Here is a 19,896-nt window from a genome sequence, read left to right on the forward strand (position 1 = left end):
ACCCGCGCCCCGCAGGCCAGAACCGCAGGGGTGGCCCGCAGGGCGCGGTGTAACGCTACTTGGAGGCTGTTTTGCAAAAAGCCTCGTAGGCCGCGGCATCCATGAGGTCCTTGGGGGCCTCGGCCGTCTTGATGCGCAGGATCCAGCCCTTGCCGTAGGGGTCGCTGTTGCAGAGCTCGGGCGTGGAATCGAGATCCACATTGGCTTCCAGCACCTCCCCCTTGACCGGGCACACGAGGTCGGTGGTGGCCTTGACGGATTCCACCATGCCGCAGGCCTCGCCGGCGGCGAGGTAGGAGCCGGCCGAAGGGATGCGCATATAGGTGATGCCGCCCATCTGGTCCTGGGCGTAATCGGTGACGCCGATGACGGCGACGCCGTCCTTCATGCGGACCCACATATGGTTCTTACTGTAGCGCAGATCTTCAGGAATGAGAGCCATGGGGAGATCCTTCTCGCGCGCGGGCGCGTTTAGGGGTTTTCGCCGCGGCCCCGAAGCCCGGGGCGCCGTTGCCCGGCCACGCACACGCCTGACCGGCTTTTCCGCAGACTAGCACAGGCCCCGGGCCCGCGCAAGGCTGGGCGCCCGGGCACCGGGCCTTCCCGAAGAGGAAATGCCCTTTCCATCTTCATGAGATGACAGGATTTTTTTGAAGCACCCGCTTCCGGCGCGCCTGTGCCCTTGTGCGACAGGCCCAAACTTGCTAAGATGGTCCGCATGAAGGAACTCGACCCGCACGCCATTCGCCCCTGCCTTGCCTGCGGCGGCACAGATGCCCATCTCGAATCCATGCTGCCGCCCGGGCGCCGTCAGGAGGTCTGGCGCGTGGTCTGCGCCTGCGGCCAGACGCTCCAGCAATGGTCCGTGACCCAGGGCGCCGCCATCCGCGCCTGGAACCGCAACCTCGCCCTGGAGACGGACAATCTCACCCCATCGAGAGAAAGCACGAGAACAGGCTCCAAGAGCTGAGCGTGCGAGCCGGCCCGCGCCCCAAAGCACATACTGTATCGCAAAACGCTCCCGTGGCGAATTCCGCCCCGGGAGCGTTTTTTCTGTGCGTCAGCAGAGGAACGCCGCCCTTTTTCGGGCGAGTCTTTTAGAAGGCCTCGTTCCCCGTGATCCTGTCCCAGAGCGAGGGCTCGCCCTGCAACTGGACGGCCGTGGGATCCACCCAGCCAAGGATGAGCCGCCCCATGTCCCAGGCGAGGCTGCGCGTGATGAGGCCCGAGGGGTCGGCCGGATTGCGCTCGGTGATGGAAAAGAGGTAGAAATCGTGCACCTTGCGGGCCTCCATGCTGCCGCCCTCGGCGAGCGACCACAAGAGGTTGCCGGTCTTCACGTCATAGACCTCCATGGAGAGCGAGACGGAGCTTTCGCCGCCCGAGCCGCCATCCATGAAATGATTGATATAGCCGCCGACAAGTAGCTCCGCCCCCTGCTGGCGCGCGATGGCGAGCGCGCGCTCCCGCTCGAAGGGGCCGGCCCAGGGCGCGTATTCGAGCGTCTTGAAGGCGCCGAGCGAAAGCCAGACCTGCCATATCTGCCGTGAGAGAAGGTCGCTGAAGGTCACGGCATTGGTGGTCTGCTGCACCATGCGCAGGGGCACGAAGAGGGCTGTCGGCTTGTGCCCCAGCGGCGCCGTGGGCGAAACATAGGCCACGGGCGGCTGGCGGCGCACAAAATTGTCCGTCTGGATCTGGATGGGTGTGCTCAAATCGCCCGTGAGGGTGACGGCCGAGCGGCTGTCGTCGGGGGATTTGGCACAGCCCGCGGCGGCGAGGCCCAGAAGGAGGACAAGCAGCGGGAAGGCGGTGGCCCGCGCAACGGTCCTGCCGCGGGTTTTGGGGCTGTTTTTGGCGCAGGCGCAAGCGTTTGGCGTCGAAGTCATGACAGTATCTCCCTCAGGCGCTGGCGCCCGGCTTCAGTCGATTTCGCTCAGGGGCGGGGGCGGCCATGCGGCCGCTCCCACCGTCCTGGAGGAAAAACTGCGAAATCCATGCCAGAAGCGCCCATGACGCCCGGCTGTCAACCCTGAAGCGCCGTCATGGCCTGGAGCAGGATAGGACCGAAGACGAGCGCAAGCGGCACGAAGCCGAAGAGCGTCTGGGCCCAGTTGAGGCGCAGGGCAGCGCGGCAGCCCACGGCCAGGCAGGCGAGGCCCCAGACCATGCCGGCCAGCGAGCCCAGCGCCGGGACGATGCAGAGCAGGGCCGGCGTCGAACTGTAGGCCATGATCTGGAAGATGAGCGAAAAGCTCGTGCGCTCGCGCGCCACGATGCGGTAGGCGAGGAACATGAGCGCCGCGAACACATAGAGCTGGAGCACGAGCAGGCCGCAACGCAACAGCAGGCTCAGGGCGAGGTCGGTCTTGGGGGCGAGCAGCGTGAGCAGGTTTTCAAGCTGCGGGTCGGTGGCGGCCGCCGGGCTGAGCGCGGAAACGAGCATGGAGCCCCAGAAGCGCTCCACCACGGTCTGGATGACGCAGATGACGAGATAGAAGCCGAGCGGGCGCAACTGGCGCGCATGCGGCCTCAAGCCCGCAAAAAAGCGCGGCGCGGCGAACATGACCCGCAGAACGGTCTGGTAAAAGGCCTGAAGCCAGCCGCCATTGGCCGGGGCAACGTCCCAGGGGTTCACGTCCAGCAGCACGGTATCGCCCGGGGCGGGGGCCTCCTCCTCGTCACCCTGCGCGAAGCGGGCGGCTTCGCGGGCATAGGCGCGGCGCGCCGTCTCGCGGATGTCTTCCTCTTCCTCGGTTTCAGGCCCCGCGCCGCGCGCGGGCTTGTCCTCGGCTGGCTCACTGTTGGCACCGGGGATAATGGCGCCCGGCGGCACATCGGATGGTGCGCCGGCGGCGCCCCCGCTCTGCTGCAGGGGAACGGCCCGGGACCCGGCATCTTCCCGCGGCGGCAGCACGCCGAGCACCCCGTCGCGGACGGAGAAACGGAAACGGCAGGCGCATTGGGGGCAGGTGGCGATGACCACCTCGCCGGGCAGGCGATCCTCCGGCAAACGACGGCTGAAACCGCACTGCGGGCACACGATATTCACGCGCTTCTCCTCTGGCTTGGGCACTTGCCCCGCGTCATTCTCGCCCCTTCATAGCCGCTGGCGCACGCGCTGGCAAGCCTCAGCCGCCGGCCGGGCGCGCCCCACGCTCCCCTCCACGCGCCCTGGCCCGGGCCTCCCGGTAGGCGGCAAGCGCTTCGGGGAAAGGCGCCAGGGCGCGCTCGAGCACGCCCTGCCCGAGCGAGAGCGCCACGCCGTAATTGGTCATGGGGAGGCCCAGGCTACGGGCTGCTGCCATGCGCCCCAGCATCTGGCGCCTCGTGATGACGCAGCCGCCGCAGTGGATAATGGCCCGCGCGCCCTCGGGATAGGCGAAAAATTCCGTGCCCGCGGCGACCACCGCCTTCACCTCGCCGCCGGCCAGCGCCCGCAACAGCCGCGGCAGCTTGACGCGCCCGATGTCGTCCGCCTGCGGGTGGTGCGAACAGCCCTCCTGGATGACGACCGTATCCCCGGGCGCAAGCCCTTCCAGCGCGGCCGCACCGGCGGCGAGCTCGGCGAGGTCGCCCTTGAGGCGCGCCATGAGGATGGAAAAGGTCGTCAGGGGCACTTCCTCAGGCGTGGTGGCCACGGTTTCGCGCACGACCTGCGAATCGCAGATGACCAGATCCGGCGGCACGGCCAGCCGCCCAAGCACGGCCGCATATTCCCCGGGCGTGGTGATGAGGCAGCTCGCATGGCCGTCCAGGGAGTCGCGGATGGTCTGCACCTGCGGCTGGATGAGGCGCCCCTTGGGCGCGCCTGAATCCAGCGGCACCACCAGCACGGCAAGCGCCCCTGCGGGCAACAGGTCCGCGAGGAGCGGCGGCTGCGTGAGTGCCGCCTCGGGGAGGATGCTCGCCAGCGCCGCCACGACGGCACCCAGGCCGGCGCCGGTCCTGGCGGAAACGGGGATCTCGCCATCCCGCGCGGGGGCTCCCCCCCCCTTCTCCCCTTCCCTGTCCGCCTTGTTGCGGATGACCACAAAGGGGATGCCCAGTTCCTCAAGCAGGGCCGCAAGCTCGCGCTCGGGCGTCTCCCAGCGGCCCCTGTCCGTGACGAGCAGGGCGGCGTCCACGCCGCGCAGGGCGTTTTTCGTGCGCTCCACGCGCTGGCCGCCGAGGGCGCCCTCATCGTCGATGCCCGCCGTATCCAGCAGCACCACAGGCCCGAGCGGCGAGAGCTCCATGGTCTTGGCCACGGGGTCGGTGGTGGTGCCCGGCGTTTCCGACACGATGGAGACCGGCTGCCCGGCCAGAGCGTTGAGCAGGGAGGACTTGCCGGCATTGCGCCGGCCCACGAGGGCGATATGCGGCCGCAGCCCTTTGGGCGCGCCCCGGCCCTCCTGCGGCTCAGCGGCGGCCATCGCCGTCCTCCTTGTGCGCCGGGGCTTCCTTGCCGCGCCCGAGCCAGCCGCGCACGAGCTCGATGGCCACCGGCAGCACGGAAATGAGGATGATGGCGTAGACGATGAGGCTGAAATTCTCGCGCACCCACGCGAGGTTGCCGAGGAAGAAGCCGGCCGAGACGAGCGCGCCCACCCAGAGCAGGCAGCCGATGATGTTGTAGAAGAAAAACACCGCCGGGTTCATGAGTGCGATGCCGGCCACAAAGGGCGCGAAGGTGCGCACGATGGGGATGAAGCGGGCGAGCACGATGGCCTTGCCGCCATGGCGCTCATAAAAATGGTGCGCCTTGAGCAGGTACTCCTTCTTGATGAACCTGGTGTCGCGCGCGAAGATGGGCGGCCCCACATGCCGGCCGATGCAATAGTTCACGGCGTCGCCGCTGATGCCCGCGGCGAGCAGCACGAGCATGATCTCGGGGTAGCCCATGAGCCCTGCCCCGGCCACCACGCCCGAGGCGAAAAGCAGCGAATCCCCGGGCAGGAAGGGCGTGACCACAAGCCCGGTCTCGCAAAACACGATGACGAACAGGATGCCGTAGATCCACATGCCGTACTGGTCCACCAGCTCGAAGAGATGGACGTCGATGTGGAGCACGAAATCCAGAAAAAAGCTCAATGTTTCCATCACTCACTCCTGTCGGGGGCCGCGGCTGCCCGGGTGCATGCCCGGCGCTCGCCCGCTGTGCGATGCCACCCCGGCACCGTGCCCGCCTCTTGTACCCCACGGGCGCCTGTGGCACAACAGGCGCCATGCGCTGCCATCACTGGACGCGGCTCTGCGCGGCCGCACTCTCCGCCCTTTTCCTGCTGCTGGCCGGCCCCGCCAACGCCGCCGATGCCTACAAGCCGGCCTTCCGCACCCTGGGCGAGCTCACGGGCGAGCCGGCCCTGCGCCTCGATATCAATGTCTGGTATCCGGGCATACGCGCGCCGCGCGAGCTCAGCTACACGCCATGGACGCTCTACGCCGCGCGCAACGGGCGCCCGGCCGAGGGGCGCTTTCCCCTGCTCCTGCTCTCGCACGCGACGCCCGGCACCCGCTTTTCCTACCACGACACGGCGGCCAGACTCGCGGCGCGCGGCTTCGTGGTGGCGGCCCCGGCCCACGCCCGGGACAGCATGCACAACATGGACGACCTTTTCACCTGGGCGCAGCTCGAAAACCGGGTGAAGGAACTCACGGGCACCATCGACGTGCTGCTGGCGGACAAGGAACTCTCGGCCTCCATCGACCCTGCGCGCATCGGCGTGCTCGGCTTCGGCACCGGCGGGGCCGCGGCCCTGCTGCTCGGGGGGGCGCTCCCCGACTGCGCGCCCTGGGGCCAGTATTGCGCGCGGGCAGGCGCCGGAGACGCCTATTGCAATCCCTGGGTGAGGGGCAAGATCGACGCCATCTGCGCGGGTTTCCCGCTCACGCGCAGCCTCGCCGACCAGCGCGTCAAGGCCGTGGCCTCCGTTGCGCCCGGCTATGGGCTGTTGTTCGGGCCATCGTCCTTCCGCCATTTTTATCCGCCGCTCCTGCTCGTGGTGGCCGGAGCGGAAAAGGTGGACAGGCCCGAGCATCATGCCGGCGCCATCGCGCGCCTCCCGGGGCTCAAGGCCACCGTGCTGGAGCTGCCAGCGGCCGATACCGGCGCCCTCATGGCCCCGTGCCCGCCCTCCATCGCCGCGGAGCTGCCCGAGCTCTGCACCTCGGTCTCGGCGGAAATGCGCTCGGCCCTGGGGCGGCGCCTCGACGCCGCGCTGGCGGACTTCTTCCTGCGGCATTTGGGGAGCGCCGTTAATGTGCCGCACATCCCGCCCCCGCCCGACCTCACGCCGCCCGCGCCGGAAAAACCGGCCCCCGCGGCACCTGCAAAGACCAAGAAACGGCGCACCCGCCCGGGCCGCAACCCGTCCGGACGCGGGGGCAGCCCCTTGCGGCTGGCGTTTTGTTCCGCAACATGCTAGATTTCCGCCATCCAGACATCCGTCCCTTACCGCTGCCCACGGCCGCGGGCTCACCTTTTGCCACCTGAAGGATGCACTCATGCCCGGCACTTCCGCTACCTCCTGGCTGGACCCCGTTGCCATCGAAACGGCACTCGCCCGTGAAAGCGCGCCCGAAACCGCCGTCGTCCGCGACATCCTCGACAAGGCCGTGGCCCTGGAACCTTTGGGCCCGGACGAGATCGTGGCCCTTTTGCGTGTGCGGAAGCCCGAGGACCTGACCCTCATTTTCGGCACCGCCGACCTTGTGAAGCAAAAGGTCTACGGCGACCGCATCGTGCTCACCGCGCCGCTGCACGTCAGCAACACCTGTGCCAGCGAATGCCGCTATTGCGCCTCGCGCAAGGGCAATACCGCGGTCCAACGCAAGCGCCTCAACCCGGCGGAGATCCGCGAGGCTGCGCGCAAGCTCATCCGCCAGGGGCACAAGCGCGTGGTGCTCGTGAGCGGGCAGAGCACCGAGTCCGATGTGGAATACTGGGCCGAGACCACCGAGGCCCTGCTCAGGCTCTATGACGGCATGGGCGAGATAAGGCGCGTCAATTTCGACCTCGGCGTGCTCACGCCGGACGAATACGCGGTGCTCAAGCGCACCGAGGCAGGCACGGTCAACATCTATCAGGAAACCTACCACGAAAAGAGCTATCACGAAGCCCACCCCGGCGGCCCCAAGAGCGACTTTGCCGGCCGCCTCGCCGGCCCGAGCGTGGCGCTTGAGTCCGGCATGCCCGATGTGGGCCTCGGGCTCGCGCTCGGCCTCGGCCCGTGGGAATTCGACCTTCTGGGCCTCGCCGCCCACGCCGCGCACCTTGCGCAGGCCTACGGCGCCGGCGCGCGCACCGTCAACCTGCACCGCGTGCGCCCCGCGCCCGGCTGCGACTTCCAGGCGCCCTATGCCCTGAACGACGACGAATTCCTCCGCGCGGTCGCCATCACGCGCCTGGCCATTCCGTATACGGGCATCCTGCTCACCACGCGCGAGCCCGCCGGCGTGTGGCGCGAGGCGTGCAATATCGGCTGTTCGCAACTGCTCACCGGCAGCGTCGCCAATCCCTATGAGAGCTGGACGGACGCGCCCGGCGAAAAGGCGCCCTTCCCCATCGGCGAGGAGTGCCACCTCGATGAGGTGGTGCGCTTCCTTCTGGAAGAAGCGCGGCACCTGCCCTCGTTCTGCACGGCCTGCCCGCGCCTTGGCCGCAGCGGCCAGGAATTCATCTCCCTCGTGCGCAACGGCAGCATCAAGTCCCAGTGCGGGCCCAATTCCATGGCCGGCTTCATGGAGTTCCTCATCAATTACGCCACGCCCTACACGCGCCAGCTTGGCGAAAAGGTCATCGCCGAAAAGCTGGAGCAGTTGCCGGAGCATGAGCGCGGCGCGGCGGAGCGCCTTCTCCAGAAGGTGCGCTCGGGCCGCATGGACGAATTCATCTAGCGCAGGACACGGCTCCCGGGGCGCGCGAGGGCGGGAAGTCTTCCGCGCCCTGGCGGGCCTTTGCCGGTGAGCGATTCAACACGGCGGCCAGCAAGGGGGCGCGGCGTGGCGGAACATTGGAGCGACATCTATTTTGACAAGCAGGACAGGGACATCCTGGCCCTCGTCAACCACATCCTTGATTCGCGTACCGGCCCGTCCGACAACGGCCTTTTTGACCCGAATCTCCATCCCCACGGCATCAAGGAGCTGGCGGCGAGCCCGGTGGCGCGCATGGCCTCGGCGGTCATCAACCTGCTCCGCAACCTCGAGGCGGGCGACGCGCAGGCCAGGGACAGGCTGCTCGCCCTCGAAGTGCTTTACGACGAGGTGCTCAACAGCGCCCACTCGCTGCTTCGGCGCAATACAGCGCGCGTGCTTATGCAGATCATGAAAGACATGGTGCGCGCCCACGGCGACCGCCTGACCCAGCTCAAGCTGGCCCATGATTTTCGGCGCACGGTGCAGGGCACCCCGCGCATCGTGCGGCACATGCTGGCGCGCTATCATTTGCCGGAAATGCCTGAGGAATGGAACCAGATCGCCTTTGACGATCACGTTTACGACGCCAACACCAAGGGCCGCAAAACGCCCACGCACCTCATCATGGACGCCTGGATCAAGGGCATCCGCGACATCACCATCGGCTACGAATACTGGGTGCCCCCGGACGCCGCGCGGGAGATATTGCGCGCCTCGGAGATCACCGGGCTCACCGTGCGTATCGGTATCGAGTACCAGGTGCCCTATTACGGGCATTATGCGCGCCTGTTCTGGATCCCGCGCGGTTTCAGCTCCAACGAGGACTTTCTGGAATTTCTCCACAACCCCAAGCTCGCGGACATGATGAAGAAGGGCCGCGAGGTCCTCACCTGGAAAAAGGCGCGTATCCTGCGCATCCTCAACGCCTGGAACGACCGCGAGCGCCCGCGCCTGACCGAAGCCTGGGGCGTCGAGGTGCCCGCCCTCGACCAGCAGGACTTTCTCGATTTCGTGGGCCGCGGGCAGCCCTCCATGCACCATCTTTCCGAATTCCTGCATCGCCATGTCCTGCCCGCGGCGCGGGAAAGGGCGGAACGCCTGGCGCAGGACATCGCCGAGGGCAAATCCGACGGTCGCGCAGCCAAGGAAGAGATCGAGGCGCTGGAAAACCTGAGCGCGGACATCATCGCTGACGAATGGCTGAGCGCCGAGGCGCTGCCCGAAGTGCGCGAACTCCTCCAGCCGGGCCTCGGGGACGTGCCCGAGCTGTTGCGCCTCTCCCCGCACGAGCTGGTGCGCGAGCTGCAGGAGCTCAACCCCGGCTACCGCCTCGTGCTCGGCCTCACCGACCTCCGCGTGGAGGACGTGGCCGAGATACTTTCCGACTGCCACGGCGCCATCACCCATCTCGAGATCTTCAACATGCGTGCCTGGCTGGAGGGGCGACTGCACGACCTCGAAGCCATCGGCGAATTGCAGCGGGCCCTCAACCTCGGCCTCGGCCCCCGCGTGAAGCAGATGATCCGCCAGATGGGGCGCCACCTCGAGCGCGAGGGCGACGACGCGCGCGCGGCCAAGTTCAAGAATATCCTGCGCAATGTGCCCAAACTCTGGGAGCATTACCGCCACAGCCCGCTCAAGTCGCGCCTGGGCACGAGCTCGGGCGGCCGCCGCTCTTACGGCATGGGCCTGGTGCTCAAGGAGACCCTTTCCCCGCGGGCACTGGCCGAGCTCAGGCGCAAGCCGCAACAGGCGCGGCCCATCCCCCTCTGCTCGCCGGTGGAGGAGACGGAAATTTTCCGCGAGCCGGAAAACCCGACCTTCTGGCAGCGGCTGGCCGCGCATTTCCGCCGCATCCCCGGCTGCCGGCATCTGGGCATGGAGCGCAAGAGCGAATGGAAAACGGCCAGTGAGTATTGCCGCATCTGCAAGCACGGCAATATCGCCAACCTGGGCGGCCTCAACCAGGCCCGGCAGAACGACCTGCTCGGCAAGAGCAAGTCCGGCGGCCACACGCGCCTCGGCCTCACCTATCTCAACAGCTCCATCAGCAACTGGCTCAAGGTGCTTTTGGGCTTCATCCCGGCCTTTTTCTCCTTCATCTATACGCAGGACTGGTGGTTCCTCGCCTGGTTCGGCACCTTTATCTGGTTCGGCATCACGGGCGTGCGCAACGTGGTGCAGATGATGTTCGCGGCCAACGGCTTTTCACGGGGCACACTCATCCACTGGAAGGATCAGGTCAGCATCAGCAGAATCTGCGATTCGCTGATGTATACGGGCATTTCCGTCCTGCTCCTTGAAGTCATGGTGCGCGTGTGGCTCTTGCAGGACTGGCTTGGCTATTCGGTGGAGAACCATTCCACCCTCGTCTTCACCGTGCTCAACATCGTCAACGGTTTCTACATCTGCGCGCACAATGTCTTCCGCGGCTTCCCCAAGGAAGCGGCCATCGGCAACTTCTTCCGCAGCGGCCTCGCCATCCCTGTGTCGTCGCTCTATGATTTCCTGCTGTTCCAGCTCCTGCTCGCCGTGGGGGTGGCCCAGCCCGAGATCTACCTCGTGCCGAGCGCGGCCGTGGTCTCCAAGATGGCGTCGGACACGGTGGCCGCCATCATCGAAGGCTATGCGGACAGCCAGGTGAACCTGCGCATGCGCCGCTGGGACTACAAGAGCAAGATCGCCAATGTCTTCGCCTGTTATACGCGCCTCGAACTGCTCTTCCCGCAGGAAGACGCCCTCGTCATGCTTGCGCGGCCGGGCGGCCTCAAGGGGCATGGCGGCTCCCGGGGGCGCGAGCTCGAAAAGGCCTTCATCATCAACGCCCTCGACCTCATGTATTTCTGGTATTACCAGCCGAGGGCGCAGGATGCGTTCCGCAAGATGCTCGTCACCATGCCCGACGCCGACCGCCATGTGCTCGCGCGCGCGCAGCTCGTGCTCACGCGCGAACGCGAGATAAGCCAGATGCTGGTGGACGGCCTGCTGGGGCGCAATTTCTCGCCGCCGCTGGCCTTCTTCCTCAGCAAGCACATGCAGTACCTGCGCCTCATGAGCAAGCTCTGCCGCCCGCACCAGCACCGGATCCACCATGCGGCGAGCCATGCGCGTACACAGACGGCGTAGGGCGGACGGGGACGCGCCCGTCGCTTACTGATCCCCCCGGCATCGCAAGGATTCGTATATGTGCCTGTAAGGCGCTCCTCGCAAGAGAGCCTTACAGGCACATATCCGTTCTGCTATCTGCATTTTTGGTACTTGCCCCCCGCAAACGGGCTACCCGGGGTCGGTATACGTATTTGGTCTGCCGGCTTCACCCGACCGATCTGTCCTCTGATGTATCCCTGAATTTTCTTTGTATTTTCCTCACGGCGTTGATACGAGAGCCACGGCACCAAAACTCCCGGTTACTGAATCAGAATTTCATGTCGCCCAATCGTTCATACATCATCAGACTCCTCATGCTCTTCAGATACCCCATAAAAACGGGAAATACTCATCTTCCGCGGTATTTCCCGCAACATGTGGATATGGTCAGGGCAACACCCGGCTTCAAGAACTGTTCCTGTCTTCCATTGAGAGAGTTTGCGTAAAATCTCTCCTGGTGTCCGTTTTTTTCCAGAGAATGCCTGTCGGCGATATGGCGAATACAAGATGATGTTAAAATTCCATTTCGTGTACGATAAACTCTTTGCACTAACCGTTGTGACCTTCTTTTGATTTGTTGACAGAGTGCAACTGTCAGACTGCATCTACCTTGAAACCAATCAAAATGCGTTTCATAAGCTACTTATACTATAAGCGTTTTTGAGCCGCCCTCCAGGAAGGAGTTTTTCTGCATACAATGAGGGCGTTACATCCTTGGGGCGCGACGCCCTTGCTTGTGTGTGCTGGCCTTCCCAAAGCGGGGAGAGCCAGTCCCGCGGGGAATGTGACCAACATCATGTGCCCAAGCAACCCAAGTGCGCGGCAAGGCGGCTCGCGTGAGCCGGCGGTTCACAAAAACCTTGACAGTCGGGCCTTTCCGGCCTACCTCTTCCAGCGTGCGCTCGTAGCTCAGTTGGATAGAGCGACAGCCTCCTAAGCTGTAGGCCGCAGGTTCGATTCCTGCCGGGCGCACCATTCTTCCCGGCTTCCTGTTCCAGACACCCGCGTTCTTCCCAAGGCGCAGCAATTTCCCAATCCTTCTGGCTGAGAGGCGGCGCATCGTGGTCTCTATACGAGAGCAGCACAAGCGCTCCATCGCCGAGCAGGCAAAAATTTTCAAGGCTCTCGGGCACCCGAGCCGCCTGCTCATGGTCGACGCCCTGCGCGATGGCGAGAAATGCGTTTGCGAGCTCAAGGACCTGGTGGGCGATGACATGTCCACCATATCCCGGCATCTCGCCGTCTTGCGTGAAGCCGGCGTGGTCACGAGCGAAAAACGCGGGACGAGCATCTATTACCGCCTGAGGCTGGGCTGCCTGAACCAGTTTTTGCAATGCACATCCGCCGCGGTCCAGCAGAAGGCCCGGGAACATCTCGAGATAGTGCAATCGCGTTAGGGCTGCCCGCTCTTTTACCGGGCCCGGCATCCGGGCCATTTTCGATAAAGACAAATCCCTCGATCCTTCGGGGGGAGGTCGCTGCCACAGGAGTGGGCTCATGCGTGCGGGATTAGGCTGCGCACGCGCTTGACTTGCACCTCAATATTTTGCAATTTAGCCAAAAAGCAAAACAGTAGAGGTACTCATGGAGCCGCTTATCCCGGGTTCATCCGCCCCTGGCAAAAAATCGGCACCGCTCGGGAGGGAACAGGCGACATGCAGTTGTTCAAGACCAACGATACCCCAAGCGGATGCACCGCAGGTTGCAGGCTGGGAGCGCCGGTACATCCTCAAGGCCGCGGTGGTCGCCCTCGTCTGTGTTCTGGCCTATGTCGCCATTGAGCCGGCTGCCCATTGGCTCGTCTTCTCCGTGCCAGGGCTCTCAGCGGACTCGCATCTCGGGCAAGCGCTCGAATTTTTCCTCTATGACACGGCAAAAATCCTCTTGCTCCTCTTTGCGCTCATCTATGTAATTGCATGGCTGCGCGCCTCGCTCCCCGTGGAGCGTGTACGCGCGTATCTTGCGGGCAAGCGACGCATCCTCGGGTATTTTCTCGGAGCCCTGTTCGGTTCCATAACGCCCTTCTGCTCCTGTTCGAGCATACCGCTTTTCCTGGGCTTCACCACGGCGCGCATTCCTTTCGGCATCACCATGGCCTTTCTCATCACATCGCCGCTCATCAATGAAATCGCCGTGGTGCTGTTGTGGGGTCTGCTCGGCTGGAAATTCACACTTCTCTATGTGCTGGTCGGCATGGCGGCGGGCATGGCTGGGGGCTTTTCCATAGATGCCATGCGGGCGGAGCGCTGGCTCCAGCGCTTCATCCTCGATGCCGGGCGCCTCCCCCGGCCCCTGCTGGCTGTGGGTGGCAACAGCCCGCGATTGGGCATTCGCCAGCGCCATGTCTTTGCCTGGGGCGAGATGCGGTCGATTTTCGGCCGCGTCTGGAAGTGGGTGATCCTCGGCGTTGCCGTGGGGGCCGCGCTGCACGGCTTTGTGCCCGACAACTGGTTTGCCGAACACCTCGGCGCGGGCCAATGGTGGACAGTGCCCGCGGCCGTGCTTCTTGCAATACCGCTCTATTCCAATGTTACGGGCATCGTGCCGGTGATGGAGAGCCTGTTGATGAAGGGGCTGCCGCTCGGCACCACGCTCGCGTTCTGCATGAGCGCGGTGGCGGCAAGCATCCCGGAAGTCATGCTTCTGCGGCAGATAATGACCTTCCGGCTTCAGGCGCTCTTCATCGGCTGCCTGTGGGTGATATTCACGCTCATTGGCTGGATATTCAACAGTATCGGGCCAGCGTTGCTCTAACCCGGGTTCTCACACGCGCGCGGATTCTCCATCCTCGTGCTCTGCCTGCGCTTTCTGTGCAGCGGCGGGCTCCATATGGATGCCCACATGCGTCTTCTCACCGAGGCGGTCTTTCAGGCGCTTCTCGAGCAGCGAGGCGATGTCATGCGCCTCGCGCAAGGACAGGCCGCCATCCAGTTTTATATGTGCCTCGACGGCGCGGTTCACACCCATGCGACGGGTACGCAGGCGATGGAAACCGAGAACGCCCTCTGTTGAGGCAATGATGTGCTCGATCTCCACCCTTTCCGCATCGGGCAACGACTTTTCCATGAGTTCATCGATGCCCGGCTTCATGAGCGAAAAGGCCATCACCACGATAAAGATGCTGATGAGGCAGGCAGCCAACGGGTCAAGGATGCGCCAGCCCTCGCCCGGGAGCATGGCCCCGCCGATGCCAACGAGCGTCGCGATGGAGCTCAGCGCGTCGCTGCGGTGATGCCAGGCATTGGCCTTGAGCGTTGAGGAATCGGCCTTTCTGGCCGCCGCCATGGTATAGTGATAGAGCGCTTCCTTCACGACAAGGGAGATCACCGCCGCGGCCAACGCGAGCCAGGTGGGCGCCATGAGCATTTCGCCCCGGGCGAAGGCAAGGATGGTGGCCGCGCCGTCCCAAAAAAGGCCGATGCCGGTGGCAAGCAGGAGGAGGCCGATGGCAACGGACGCCAGGGTCTCGAACTTGCCGTGGCCGTAGGCGTGGTCTTCGTCCTCGGGCTTGCCCGCCACCCGCAGGCACAAAAGGACGATGACATCCGAAGCGAAGTCGGAGAGCGAATGGGCGGCGTCGGCCACCATGGCCGAGCTGTGCCCGAGGATGCCGGCAATGAACTTGAAGACCACGAGGAGCAGGTTGACGGCGCTCCCCGCCAGGGTCACGCGGCAAATATATTTTTCCCGGTCCAAAAGCAGCTCCTCAGGAAATGCGGTGGGGAAGACAGTGATGGCCGGCCGCACAGGGACGCCCGGGGCGAGCTGCGAAAACCCTCGCGCCGGCGTCACGCGTCAGAGTGGTCTACTTTTGGGCGAAACGCAACCGGCGGAAAGCCCTGAAGAAGCGGACGACAGCAGGCCGCATTGTGTCGGCGCCCTCACACGCCGTTGCCTCACAATATGGTCGGCTTCCACGTCACAGGGTCGGGTTCCATGTCCTCCACCCCACAACTCCATGCACGCCCGACTCTTGCCCGCGTTTTTCCTCTTTTCTCCTGCGTGGCTTTATGCTATGCCTCAAAGGAAGGCACACCCCCTATCAGCGCGAGCGAGAGGCAATGCTCAACCTTGCCAATAAAATCACCCTGCTGCGCATCCTCATGGCGCCGCTCGTCGTCGTCCTCCTGTATTTCCAGGGGCCGAAGCTCTGCATCGTGGCCGCGCTGGTCTTTATTTTCGCCGCCATCACCGACTGGATGGACGGCTATATCGCCCGCCATGCCGGCATGGTCACGAGCATGGGCAAATTCCTCGACCCCCTGGCGGACAAGGTGCTCATCTGCTCCGTGCTCATCATGTTCGTGGAGCTCGACTGGGCGCCCGCATGGGTGGTCATCGTCATCGTCTGCCGCGAGCTCGTGGTGACGGGCCTGCGCGCCATGGCCATCGACGAGGGCATCGTCCTCGCCGCCGACAAGTTCGGCAAGGCCAAGACGGTGCTCCAGATCGCGGCCATCATCCCCATCACGCTCCACTATCCTCTTTTCGGACTCAGACTGTGGCCCATCGGCGAGGCGCTGCTCTATGCCTCCATGGCCGTGGCCGTGTTCTCGGGCGTCAACTATTGCCGGTATTTCTACCGGCATGCCGCTGCCAGCGTCACTTCGGGAAAATCGGCATGAGCAGGTTGCAGATCCGCCTCAAGAACTGCATCCAGACGATCCTCGAGCTGGAACCGGGCATGCGCGCCGCTGGCGCGGGCCGCAGCTTTGACGAGGACTTCGCTTCCCTCAAGAGCTTCCTTACGCGCATCGACAGCATGAACCTGGCGGAGGAAGATGTCCGGCGGCTCGAAGGCGTCACCGGCACCCTGCTTGCAGAACTCGGGCATTCCCCCCGCTGGAACGCCCACGGCCAGCGGCTGCTGCAATAATGTTCTGGCGCGTCACCATCCTGCTCATTCTGGGTGTTTTCAACCTCGCCCTGTTCAGCCGCATGATATGGGGTCCGACGGGGCTTGTGGAATACCGCGACCTTAAGCGCCAGCACGCCGCCCTGCTCACCCGGATAAGCGACCTCGATGCCCAGAACAGGGCGCTCAGTAAGGATATCCGGCTCTTGCAGTCCGACAGCCAGTATGTGGAAAAAATGATCCGCCAGCGCCTGCACTACATGCGGGACAACGAGGTGCTCTACCTCTTTGGAAGCTCGGCCCAAACCAGCCCCGGAGCCCCGGCCCATGACGGAAAAGATTGAATGGTATAAAGAGGTGCTCGAGCTCGAGCCCAATTCCAAGGTCTTCTTCCCGCTCGCCCGGCTGCTCGCCGACGCCGGCCGCGATGACGAAGCCATCGCCGCGCTGGAACACGGGCTCGAGCGCCACAGCGAATTTCTGGAAGCCCGGCTCTTCCTCATCGAGCTCTTGTACAGGACCGGCCGGCAGGATGCCTGCGCGCGGCAGATAGAGCGGCTGAGCGCCATGTTTTCCGCCTATGCCGGCTTCTGGCAGGCCTGGGCGGCCTGCCTTTCCGAGGTGGATGGAGAGGCGGACACGGCCACGGTGCTGCGCTTTCTGGCGGCCCACTTCGTTCACGGCCCGCTTTCGCTGCACGAGGTGCTCAACCGCGGGCTGGACAGTCTGGAGCAGGGCCGCGCCCCACGGGCGGCAGCCCCGGCCCGCGAGCCCGTGAAGCCCGCGGCAGCCGCGCCTGAAGCATCGCCTGCGCCTGTTGCAGCGCCTGCGGAAGAGATCGTGGAAGAGCGGGTGGAAGCGGCCCCGGCGCCCGGCGAAGTGGCCCTTGAGGAAACCGCGGCCGCTCCGCTGTGGGAGGAAGCGCCCGCCGATGCCACCAGCGCCCTCCCGGCTGACGGCGCGCACTCCGAGGATGACGGCGAGGAGCATTTCTCGCTCAGGACGCGCTCCATGGCCGAAGTGCTGGCCGAGCAGGGCGACATCCGCGGCGCGCTGGATATTTACAATGAGCTCGCGGCCGCGGCCACCCTCCCCGAAGAATGCGCGGACCTTCAGCACCGCATCGCCACCCTCACCGCGCGCCTCGGCCATCAGGCCGAAGCCCCGCAGCCGCCCGCCCCCCCGGAGGAAGAGAACGGCAGGAGCACCGACCGGCTCATCAGCATGCTTGAGGCCCTTGCGGAACGGGTGGAGGCCAGGGCCCGGGGCTGAGCGGCCCTCCCTGACGCACAAGGTACGGGAGAATCGGAGAATCACGGTGTCACATTTCTGTATGCGCGCTTTGCTCATCCTGCTCGCGGTGGGCGTCCTGTGCGGCTGCAACGCCTACCAGCCCACCAAGAACGTCTGGAAGACCACCAAGGGGCTCTGGAACACCTATGTGAGCCCGCCGGCCAGCGTGGACTATGAGGAAAAGGGCAGCCTGCCGCCGCAGGCGCTCGCGCTTTCCACCGGCATGATCGGCATCGACGTGGAGCTGGGCAAACTTGAGCGCGTCATGCAGAACGCCGACAAGCCGCCGACCCGCGAATGGCTCAGCAATCTCTTCGCCACCTTCCCCTGGCTGAGCGGCTTCGCCGGCGTCAAGTACGACGGCACCATCCTCGGCCAGGAGCCGGCGGACGCCCTCAAGGAGCTGGACTTCATCCCCCTGCTCTACGAAGACAAGAAGCAGAACAGCCGCGCGCTCAGGGCCGATGTGCAGCCAAGCCCGCTCGGGCCCGAGATCATGCTCGCCACGCCGCTCTATGACGGGGTGGATTTCCTCGGCATCGTGGTCGCGTATTTCGATATGCGCGCCCTCATGCGCTATTCCGAGCACCCGGAGGACATGGTGGTGCTCTCGCCCGCGGCCCTGCTCTGGCCGGGCAAGTACGAATTCGCGGCCACGCCACTGGCCGGCCTCGACTGGAGCGAGATCGTCAAGCACAGCACCGCCGGCACCTGCACCAACGCCACGGGCTCCTTCTTCTATCTCGTGCGCTATCTCGGCAACCTGCCGCTCATCTTTGCGGTGCCCGAGAAGGGCGACTTCCCCGAAGGCAATGGCGATGTGCAGCAGGGGGCCCAGTTCTTCCCGCAGGAGCGTGAAAAGCTGCCCCCGCCGCCCATGCCCGAACGCACCAAGAAGGACGAAGGCGCCGTGCCCGCCTTCGAGCCGCAGGCGCCCGACGCGGCCCTGGCAGGCGGCTCGGCCCTGGAAGGCGCCGAACCGGCCCCCACGCCGGCCGATGCGGTGTCCGGCGGCGAGACCGCGCCCCGCACGGGCAAGGCGCCCAACGACATCGAGCCCGGCAGCCGCGACAGCGTGCTGCTCAAGGGCAAGGCCCGGGAGCGCCGGCGCGTCCAGGAGCGCCAGCTTGAAGGCGAGAACGTGCAGGTGGAGCGGGTGCAGCGGCCCCGGCGCCCGGCGGCGCCCAAGCCGCAGCCCCAGGCCCCGGCGCTGGAGCTCATCCCGGACGAGGAGATGCCGAGCCTGCCGGGCGGCAGGCCCAGCCCCTTCGGCCCGCGCGACGAGGAACAGGCGGCGCCCGCACGCCCGAGCCCCTTCGGCCCGCGGGAGGCGGCAACGACGCAGGATGCGGCGCCGGCTGCTCCCGCCGAGATCTCGCCCGCGCCCGAAGCGCCCGCAGCCCCCGAAACGCCCGCTCCCGAGCCTCGGCCCGCGGAGGCTCCGCAAGCAAGGCCCGAGGCGCCCGCAAAGAGTGCCGCGCCTGCGGAAAATTCCGGGTCCGAGTCCGGGCCGGCGCTGCTCCCCGGAGGCAGGCCGAGCCCCTTCGGGCCGCGCAACTGAGGAACTGTTGTCAAGGACGCCCGCACGCCCACCTGCGCGCGGGCCATGCCGGGCCCTAGGCGCCCGGCCAACCAAGGAGGCTCTCATGGCTGACATTACGGTTACCGAGCACCTTCTCCTGCACCAGAAGCGTTCGCCCCACGCCACGGGCCAGTTCACCGGCCTGCTCTACGACCTTATCCTCTCGGGCAAGTCCATCGCGCGGCGCATCAACAAGGCCGGCCTGCTAGACATCCTGGGCGGCACCGGCGAAGTCAATGTCCAGGGCGAGGACGTCCAGAAAATGGACGCCATCGCCAACAGGATCATGATCTACCGCATGGAGCGCTGCGGCGCGCTCTGCGCCATGAGCTCCGAGGAAGAGGCCGAACTTATCCGCGTCGGGCCGGAATTTCCGCGCGGCGACTACATCCTCATCTTTGACCCGCTGGACGGCTCCTCCAATATCGACATTAATGTGGATGTGGGCACCATCTTCTCCATCCTGCGCCGTCCCGCCGGCAACACCGGCGAAGTGACCGTGGAGGAGGTGCTCCAGCCCGGCATCCAGCAGGTGGGCGCGGGCTACATCCTCTACGGGCCTTCCACCATGCTCGTTTTGAGCACCGGCCAGGGTGTCCACGGTTTCACGCTCGACCCGGGCGTGGGCGAGTTCCTGCTGTCGCACCCCGACATGCAGATTCCCGAACAGGGCTATATCTATTCCGTCAACGAAGGCTACTGGCGCTACTGGGACCAGCCCACGCGCGAGGTGGTCAAGTGGTTCCACAATTGCGAGAGCCCTGACGGCAAGCCCTATTCCGCCCGCTATGTGGGCGCGCTCGTGGCGGACTTCCACCGCACCCTGCTTCGCGGCGGCATCTACATGTACCCGGCCGACCAGCGCAAGCCCGAGGGCAAGCTACGCATGATGTGCGAGGCCAATCCGCTGGCCTTCCTCGCGGAACAGGCCGGTGGCAGGGCCAGCGACGGGCGCCAGCGCATCCTTGAGAAAAAGCCCGACCGCCTGCACGCGCGCACGCCGCTCTTCATCGGCTCGCGCAAGGATGTGGAGGCCGTGGAGCGCATCTACGCCGAACAGTCCTAGCTGATCTCACCTTTTCCTGAGCGGATTTCCGCCCCCTCCCGGCCATGAGGCGCC

18 protein-coding genes, 1 tRNA gene and 1 pseudogene are annotated in these 19,896 nt (G+C 65.5%); 13 read left to right on the plus strand and 7 right to left on the minus strand.

Features of this window, described 5'->3' with window-relative positions:
• Positions 1-55: 55 nt before the first annotated feature.
• The gene (gene gcvH / locus HDR50_RS05670) at positions 56-442 is read right to left on the minus strand and encodes a glycine cleavage system protein GcvH (protein ID WP_291356740.1); all 387 of its coding nucleotides are present in this window, start codon (positions 440-442) and stop codon (positions 56-58) included.
• A gap of 276 nt (positions 443-718) precedes the next feature.
• On the opposite strand from gcvH, the gene HDR50_RS05675 reads away from it, so the two are divergent.
• On the plus strand, positions 719-970 hold the full coding sequence (locus HDR50_RS05675; RefSeq protein WP_291356742.1) for a hypothetical protein: 252 nt from the start codon (positions 719-721) through the stop codon (positions 968-970).
• A gap of 127 nt (positions 971-1,097) precedes the next feature.
• Here HDR50_RS05675 and HDR50_RS05680 read toward each other — a convergent pair whose 3' ends face one another.
• The 4 genes from HDR50_RS05680 to HDR50_RS05695 form a co-directional block, all read right to left on the minus strand.
• On the minus strand, positions 1,098-1,889 hold the full coding sequence (locus HDR50_RS05680) for a hypothetical protein (protein WP_291356744.1): 792 nt from the start codon (positions 1,887-1,889) through the stop codon (positions 1,098-1,100).
• Between the two features lie 137 nt (positions 1,890-2,026).
• Positions 2,027-3,052 (minus strand): zinc-ribbon domain-containing protein, encoded by a 1,026-nt coding sequence (locus HDR50_RS05685; protein ID WP_291356746.1) that lies wholly within the window; start codon positions 3,050-3,052, stop codon positions 2,027-2,029.
• Positions 3,053-3,131: 79 nt separating this feature from the next.
• Entirely contained in the window at positions 3,132-4,415 is a 1,284-nt protein-coding gene (hydF, locus tag HDR50_RS05690; RefSeq protein ID WP_291356748.1) for a [FeFe] hydrogenase H-cluster maturation GTPase HydF, read from the minus strand.
• On the minus strand, positions 4,402-5,082 hold the full coding sequence (locus tag HDR50_RS05695) for a DedA family protein (protein ID WP_291356749.1): 681 nt from the start codon (positions 5,080-5,082) through the stop codon (positions 4,402-4,404). The genes hydF and HDR50_RS05695 overlap by 14 nt, the downstream gene beginning before the upstream one ends.
• Before the next feature lie 125 nt (positions 5,083-5,207).
• On the opposite strand from HDR50_RS05695, the gene HDR50_RS05700 reads away from it, so the two are divergent.
• The 3 genes from HDR50_RS05700 to HDR50_RS05710 all read left to right on the plus strand — a co-directional run bounded on the left by HDR50_RS05700 (position 5,208) and on the right by HDR50_RS05710 (position 11,025).
• On the plus strand, positions 5,208-6,407 hold the full coding sequence (locus tag HDR50_RS05700; protein ID WP_291356751.1) for a dienelactone hydrolase family protein: 1,200 nt from the start codon (positions 5,208-5,210) through the stop codon (positions 6,405-6,407).
• 79 nt (positions 6,408-6,486) lie between these two features.
• Positions 6,487-7,878: a [FeFe] hydrogenase H-cluster radical SAM maturase HydG gene (gene hydG / locus HDR50_RS05705; protein ID WP_291356752.1), complete on the plus strand. Its 1,392-nt coding sequence runs from the start codon at positions 6,487-6,489 to the stop codon at positions 7,876-7,878.
• Between the two features lie 105 nt (positions 7,879-7,983).
• A complete protein-coding gene (locus HDR50_RS05710) occupies positions 7,984-11,025 on the plus strand; it encodes a hypothetical protein (protein ID WP_291356754.1) in 3,042 nt (1,013 codons plus the stop codon).
• 113 nt (positions 11,026-11,138) lie between these two features.
• Here HDR50_RS05710 and tnpA read toward each other — a convergent pair.
• Positions 11,139-11,651 (minus strand): annotated as a pseudogene (gene tnpA / locus HDR50_RS05715) (IS200/IS605 family transposase).
• Between the two features lie 293 nt (positions 11,652-11,944).
• On the opposite strand from tnpA, the gene HDR50_RS05720 reads away from it, so the two are divergent.
• From HDR50_RS05720 to HDR50_RS05730, 3 genes are all read left to right on the plus strand, one after another.
• Positions 11,945-12,021 (plus strand) — tRNA-Arg (locus HDR50_RS05720).
• Positions 12,022-12,107: 86 nt separating this feature from the next.
• Positions 12,108-12,443: a metalloregulator ArsR/SmtB family transcription factor gene (locus tag HDR50_RS05725; RefSeq protein ID WP_291356756.1), complete on the plus strand. Its 336-nt coding sequence runs from the start codon at positions 12,108-12,110 to the stop codon at positions 12,441-12,443.
• Positions 12,444-12,630: 187 nt separating this feature from the next.
• Positions 12,631-13,800: a permease gene (locus HDR50_RS05730; protein WP_291356758.1), complete on the plus strand. Its 1,170-nt coding sequence runs from the start codon at positions 12,631-12,633 to the stop codon at positions 13,798-13,800.
• A 9-nt stretch (positions 13,801-13,809) separates the two neighbouring features.
• Here HDR50_RS05730 and HDR50_RS05735 read toward each other — a convergent pair whose 3' ends face one another.
• A complete protein-coding gene (locus HDR50_RS05735; protein WP_291356760.1) occupies positions 13,810-14,742 on the minus strand; it encodes a cation diffusion facilitator family transporter in 933 nt (310 codons plus the stop codon).
• Positions 14,743-15,107: 365 nt separating this feature from the next.
• On the opposite strand from HDR50_RS05735, the gene pgsA reads away from it, so the two are divergent.
• From pgsA to fbp, 6 genes are all read left to right on the plus strand, one after another.
• The gene (gene pgsA / locus HDR50_RS05740; RefSeq protein WP_291356762.1) at positions 15,108-15,671 is read left to right on the plus strand and encodes a CDP-diacylglycerol--glycerol-3-phosphate 3-phosphatidyltransferase; all 564 of its coding nucleotides are present in this window, start codon (positions 15,108-15,110) and stop codon (positions 15,669-15,671) included.
• Positions 15,668-15,922: a hypothetical protein gene (locus HDR50_RS05745; RefSeq protein WP_165076731.1), complete on the plus strand. Its 255-nt coding sequence runs from the start codon at positions 15,668-15,670 to the stop codon at positions 15,920-15,922. Before pgsA ends, HDR50_RS05745 begins: the two co-directional genes overlap by 4 nt.
• Positions 15,922-16,245, plus strand: a complete 324-nt coding sequence (locus tag HDR50_RS05750) for a septum formation initiator family protein (protein ID WP_291356765.1) — start codon at positions 15,922-15,924, stop codon at positions 16,243-16,245. Before HDR50_RS05745 ends, HDR50_RS05750 begins: the two co-directional genes overlap by 1 nt.
• Positions 16,229-17,173: a hypothetical protein gene (locus HDR50_RS05755; RefSeq protein WP_291356767.1), complete on the plus strand. Its 945-nt coding sequence runs from the start codon at positions 16,229-16,231 to the stop codon at positions 17,171-17,173. The genes HDR50_RS05750 and HDR50_RS05755 overlap by 17 nt, the downstream gene beginning before the upstream one ends.
• Before the next feature lie 46 nt (positions 17,174-17,219).
• Positions 17,220-18,755, plus strand: a complete 1,536-nt coding sequence (locus HDR50_RS05760; protein WP_291356769.1) for a hypothetical protein — start codon at positions 17,220-17,222, stop codon at positions 18,753-18,755.
• 85 nt (positions 18,756-18,840) lie between these two features.
• Entirely contained in the window at positions 18,841-19,842 is a 1,002-nt protein-coding gene (fbp, locus tag HDR50_RS05765; protein ID WP_291356771.1) for a class 1 fructose-bisphosphatase, read from the plus strand.
• Positions 19,843-19,896 lie beyond the last annotated feature (54 nt).

The organism is Desulfovibrio sp. (assembly GCF_014803725.1).
Classification (GTDB): Bacteria; Desulfobacterota; Desulfovibrionia; order Desulfovibrionales; family Desulfovibrionaceae; genus Desulfovibrio.

Bases quoted from the DNA above. Each gene is read 5' to 3' on its own strand.
- HDR50_RS05730 (WP_291356758.1), top strand. From the start codon at position 12,631: ATGGAGCCGCTTATCCCGGGTTCATCCGCCCCTGGCAAAAAATCGGCA.
- fbp (WP_291356771.1), top strand. From the start codon at position 18,841: ATGGCTGACATTACGGTTACCGAGCACCTTCTCCTGCACCAGAAGCGT.
- HDR50_RS05680 (WP_291356744.1), bottom strand. From the start codon at position 1,889: ATGACTTCGACGCCAAACGCTTGCGCCTGCGCCAAAAACAGCCCCAAA.
- HDR50_RS05750 (WP_291356765.1), top strand. From the start codon at position 15,922: ATGTTCTGGCGCGTCACCATCCTGCTCATTCTGGGTGTTTTCAACCTC.
- HDR50_RS05700 (WP_291356751.1), top strand. From the start codon at position 5,208: ATGCGCTGCCATCACTGGACGCGGCTCTGCGCGGCCGCACTCTCCGCC.
- HDR50_RS05675 (WP_291356742.1), top strand. From the start codon at position 719: ATGAAGGAACTCGACCCGCACGCCATTCGCCCCTGCCTTGCCTGCGGC.
- gcvH (WP_291356740.1), bottom strand. From the start codon at position 442: ATGGCTCTCATTCCTGAAGATCTGCGCTACAGTAAGAACCATATGTGG.
- HDR50_RS05745 (WP_165076731.1), top strand. From the start codon at position 15,668: ATGAGCAGGTTGCAGATCCGCCTCAAGAACTGCATCCAGACGATCCTC.
- HDR50_RS05695 (WP_291356749.1), bottom strand. From the start codon at position 5,082: ATGGAAACATTGAGCTTTTTTCTGGATTTCGTGCTCCACATCGACGTC.
- pgsA (WP_291356762.1), top strand. From the start codon at position 15,108: ATGCTCAACCTTGCCAATAAAATCACCCTGCTGCGCATCCTCATGGCG.
- hydF (WP_291356748.1), bottom strand. From the start codon at position 4,415: ATGGCCGCCGCTGAGCCGCAGGAGGGCCGGGGCGCGCCCAAAGGGCTG.
- HDR50_RS05755 (WP_291356767.1), top strand. From the start codon at position 16,229: ATGACGGAAAAGATTGAATGGTATAAAGAGGTGCTCGAGCTCGAGCCC.
- hydG (WP_291356752.1), top strand. From the start codon at position 6,487: ATGCCCGGCACTTCCGCTACCTCCTGGCTGGACCCCGTTGCCATCGAA.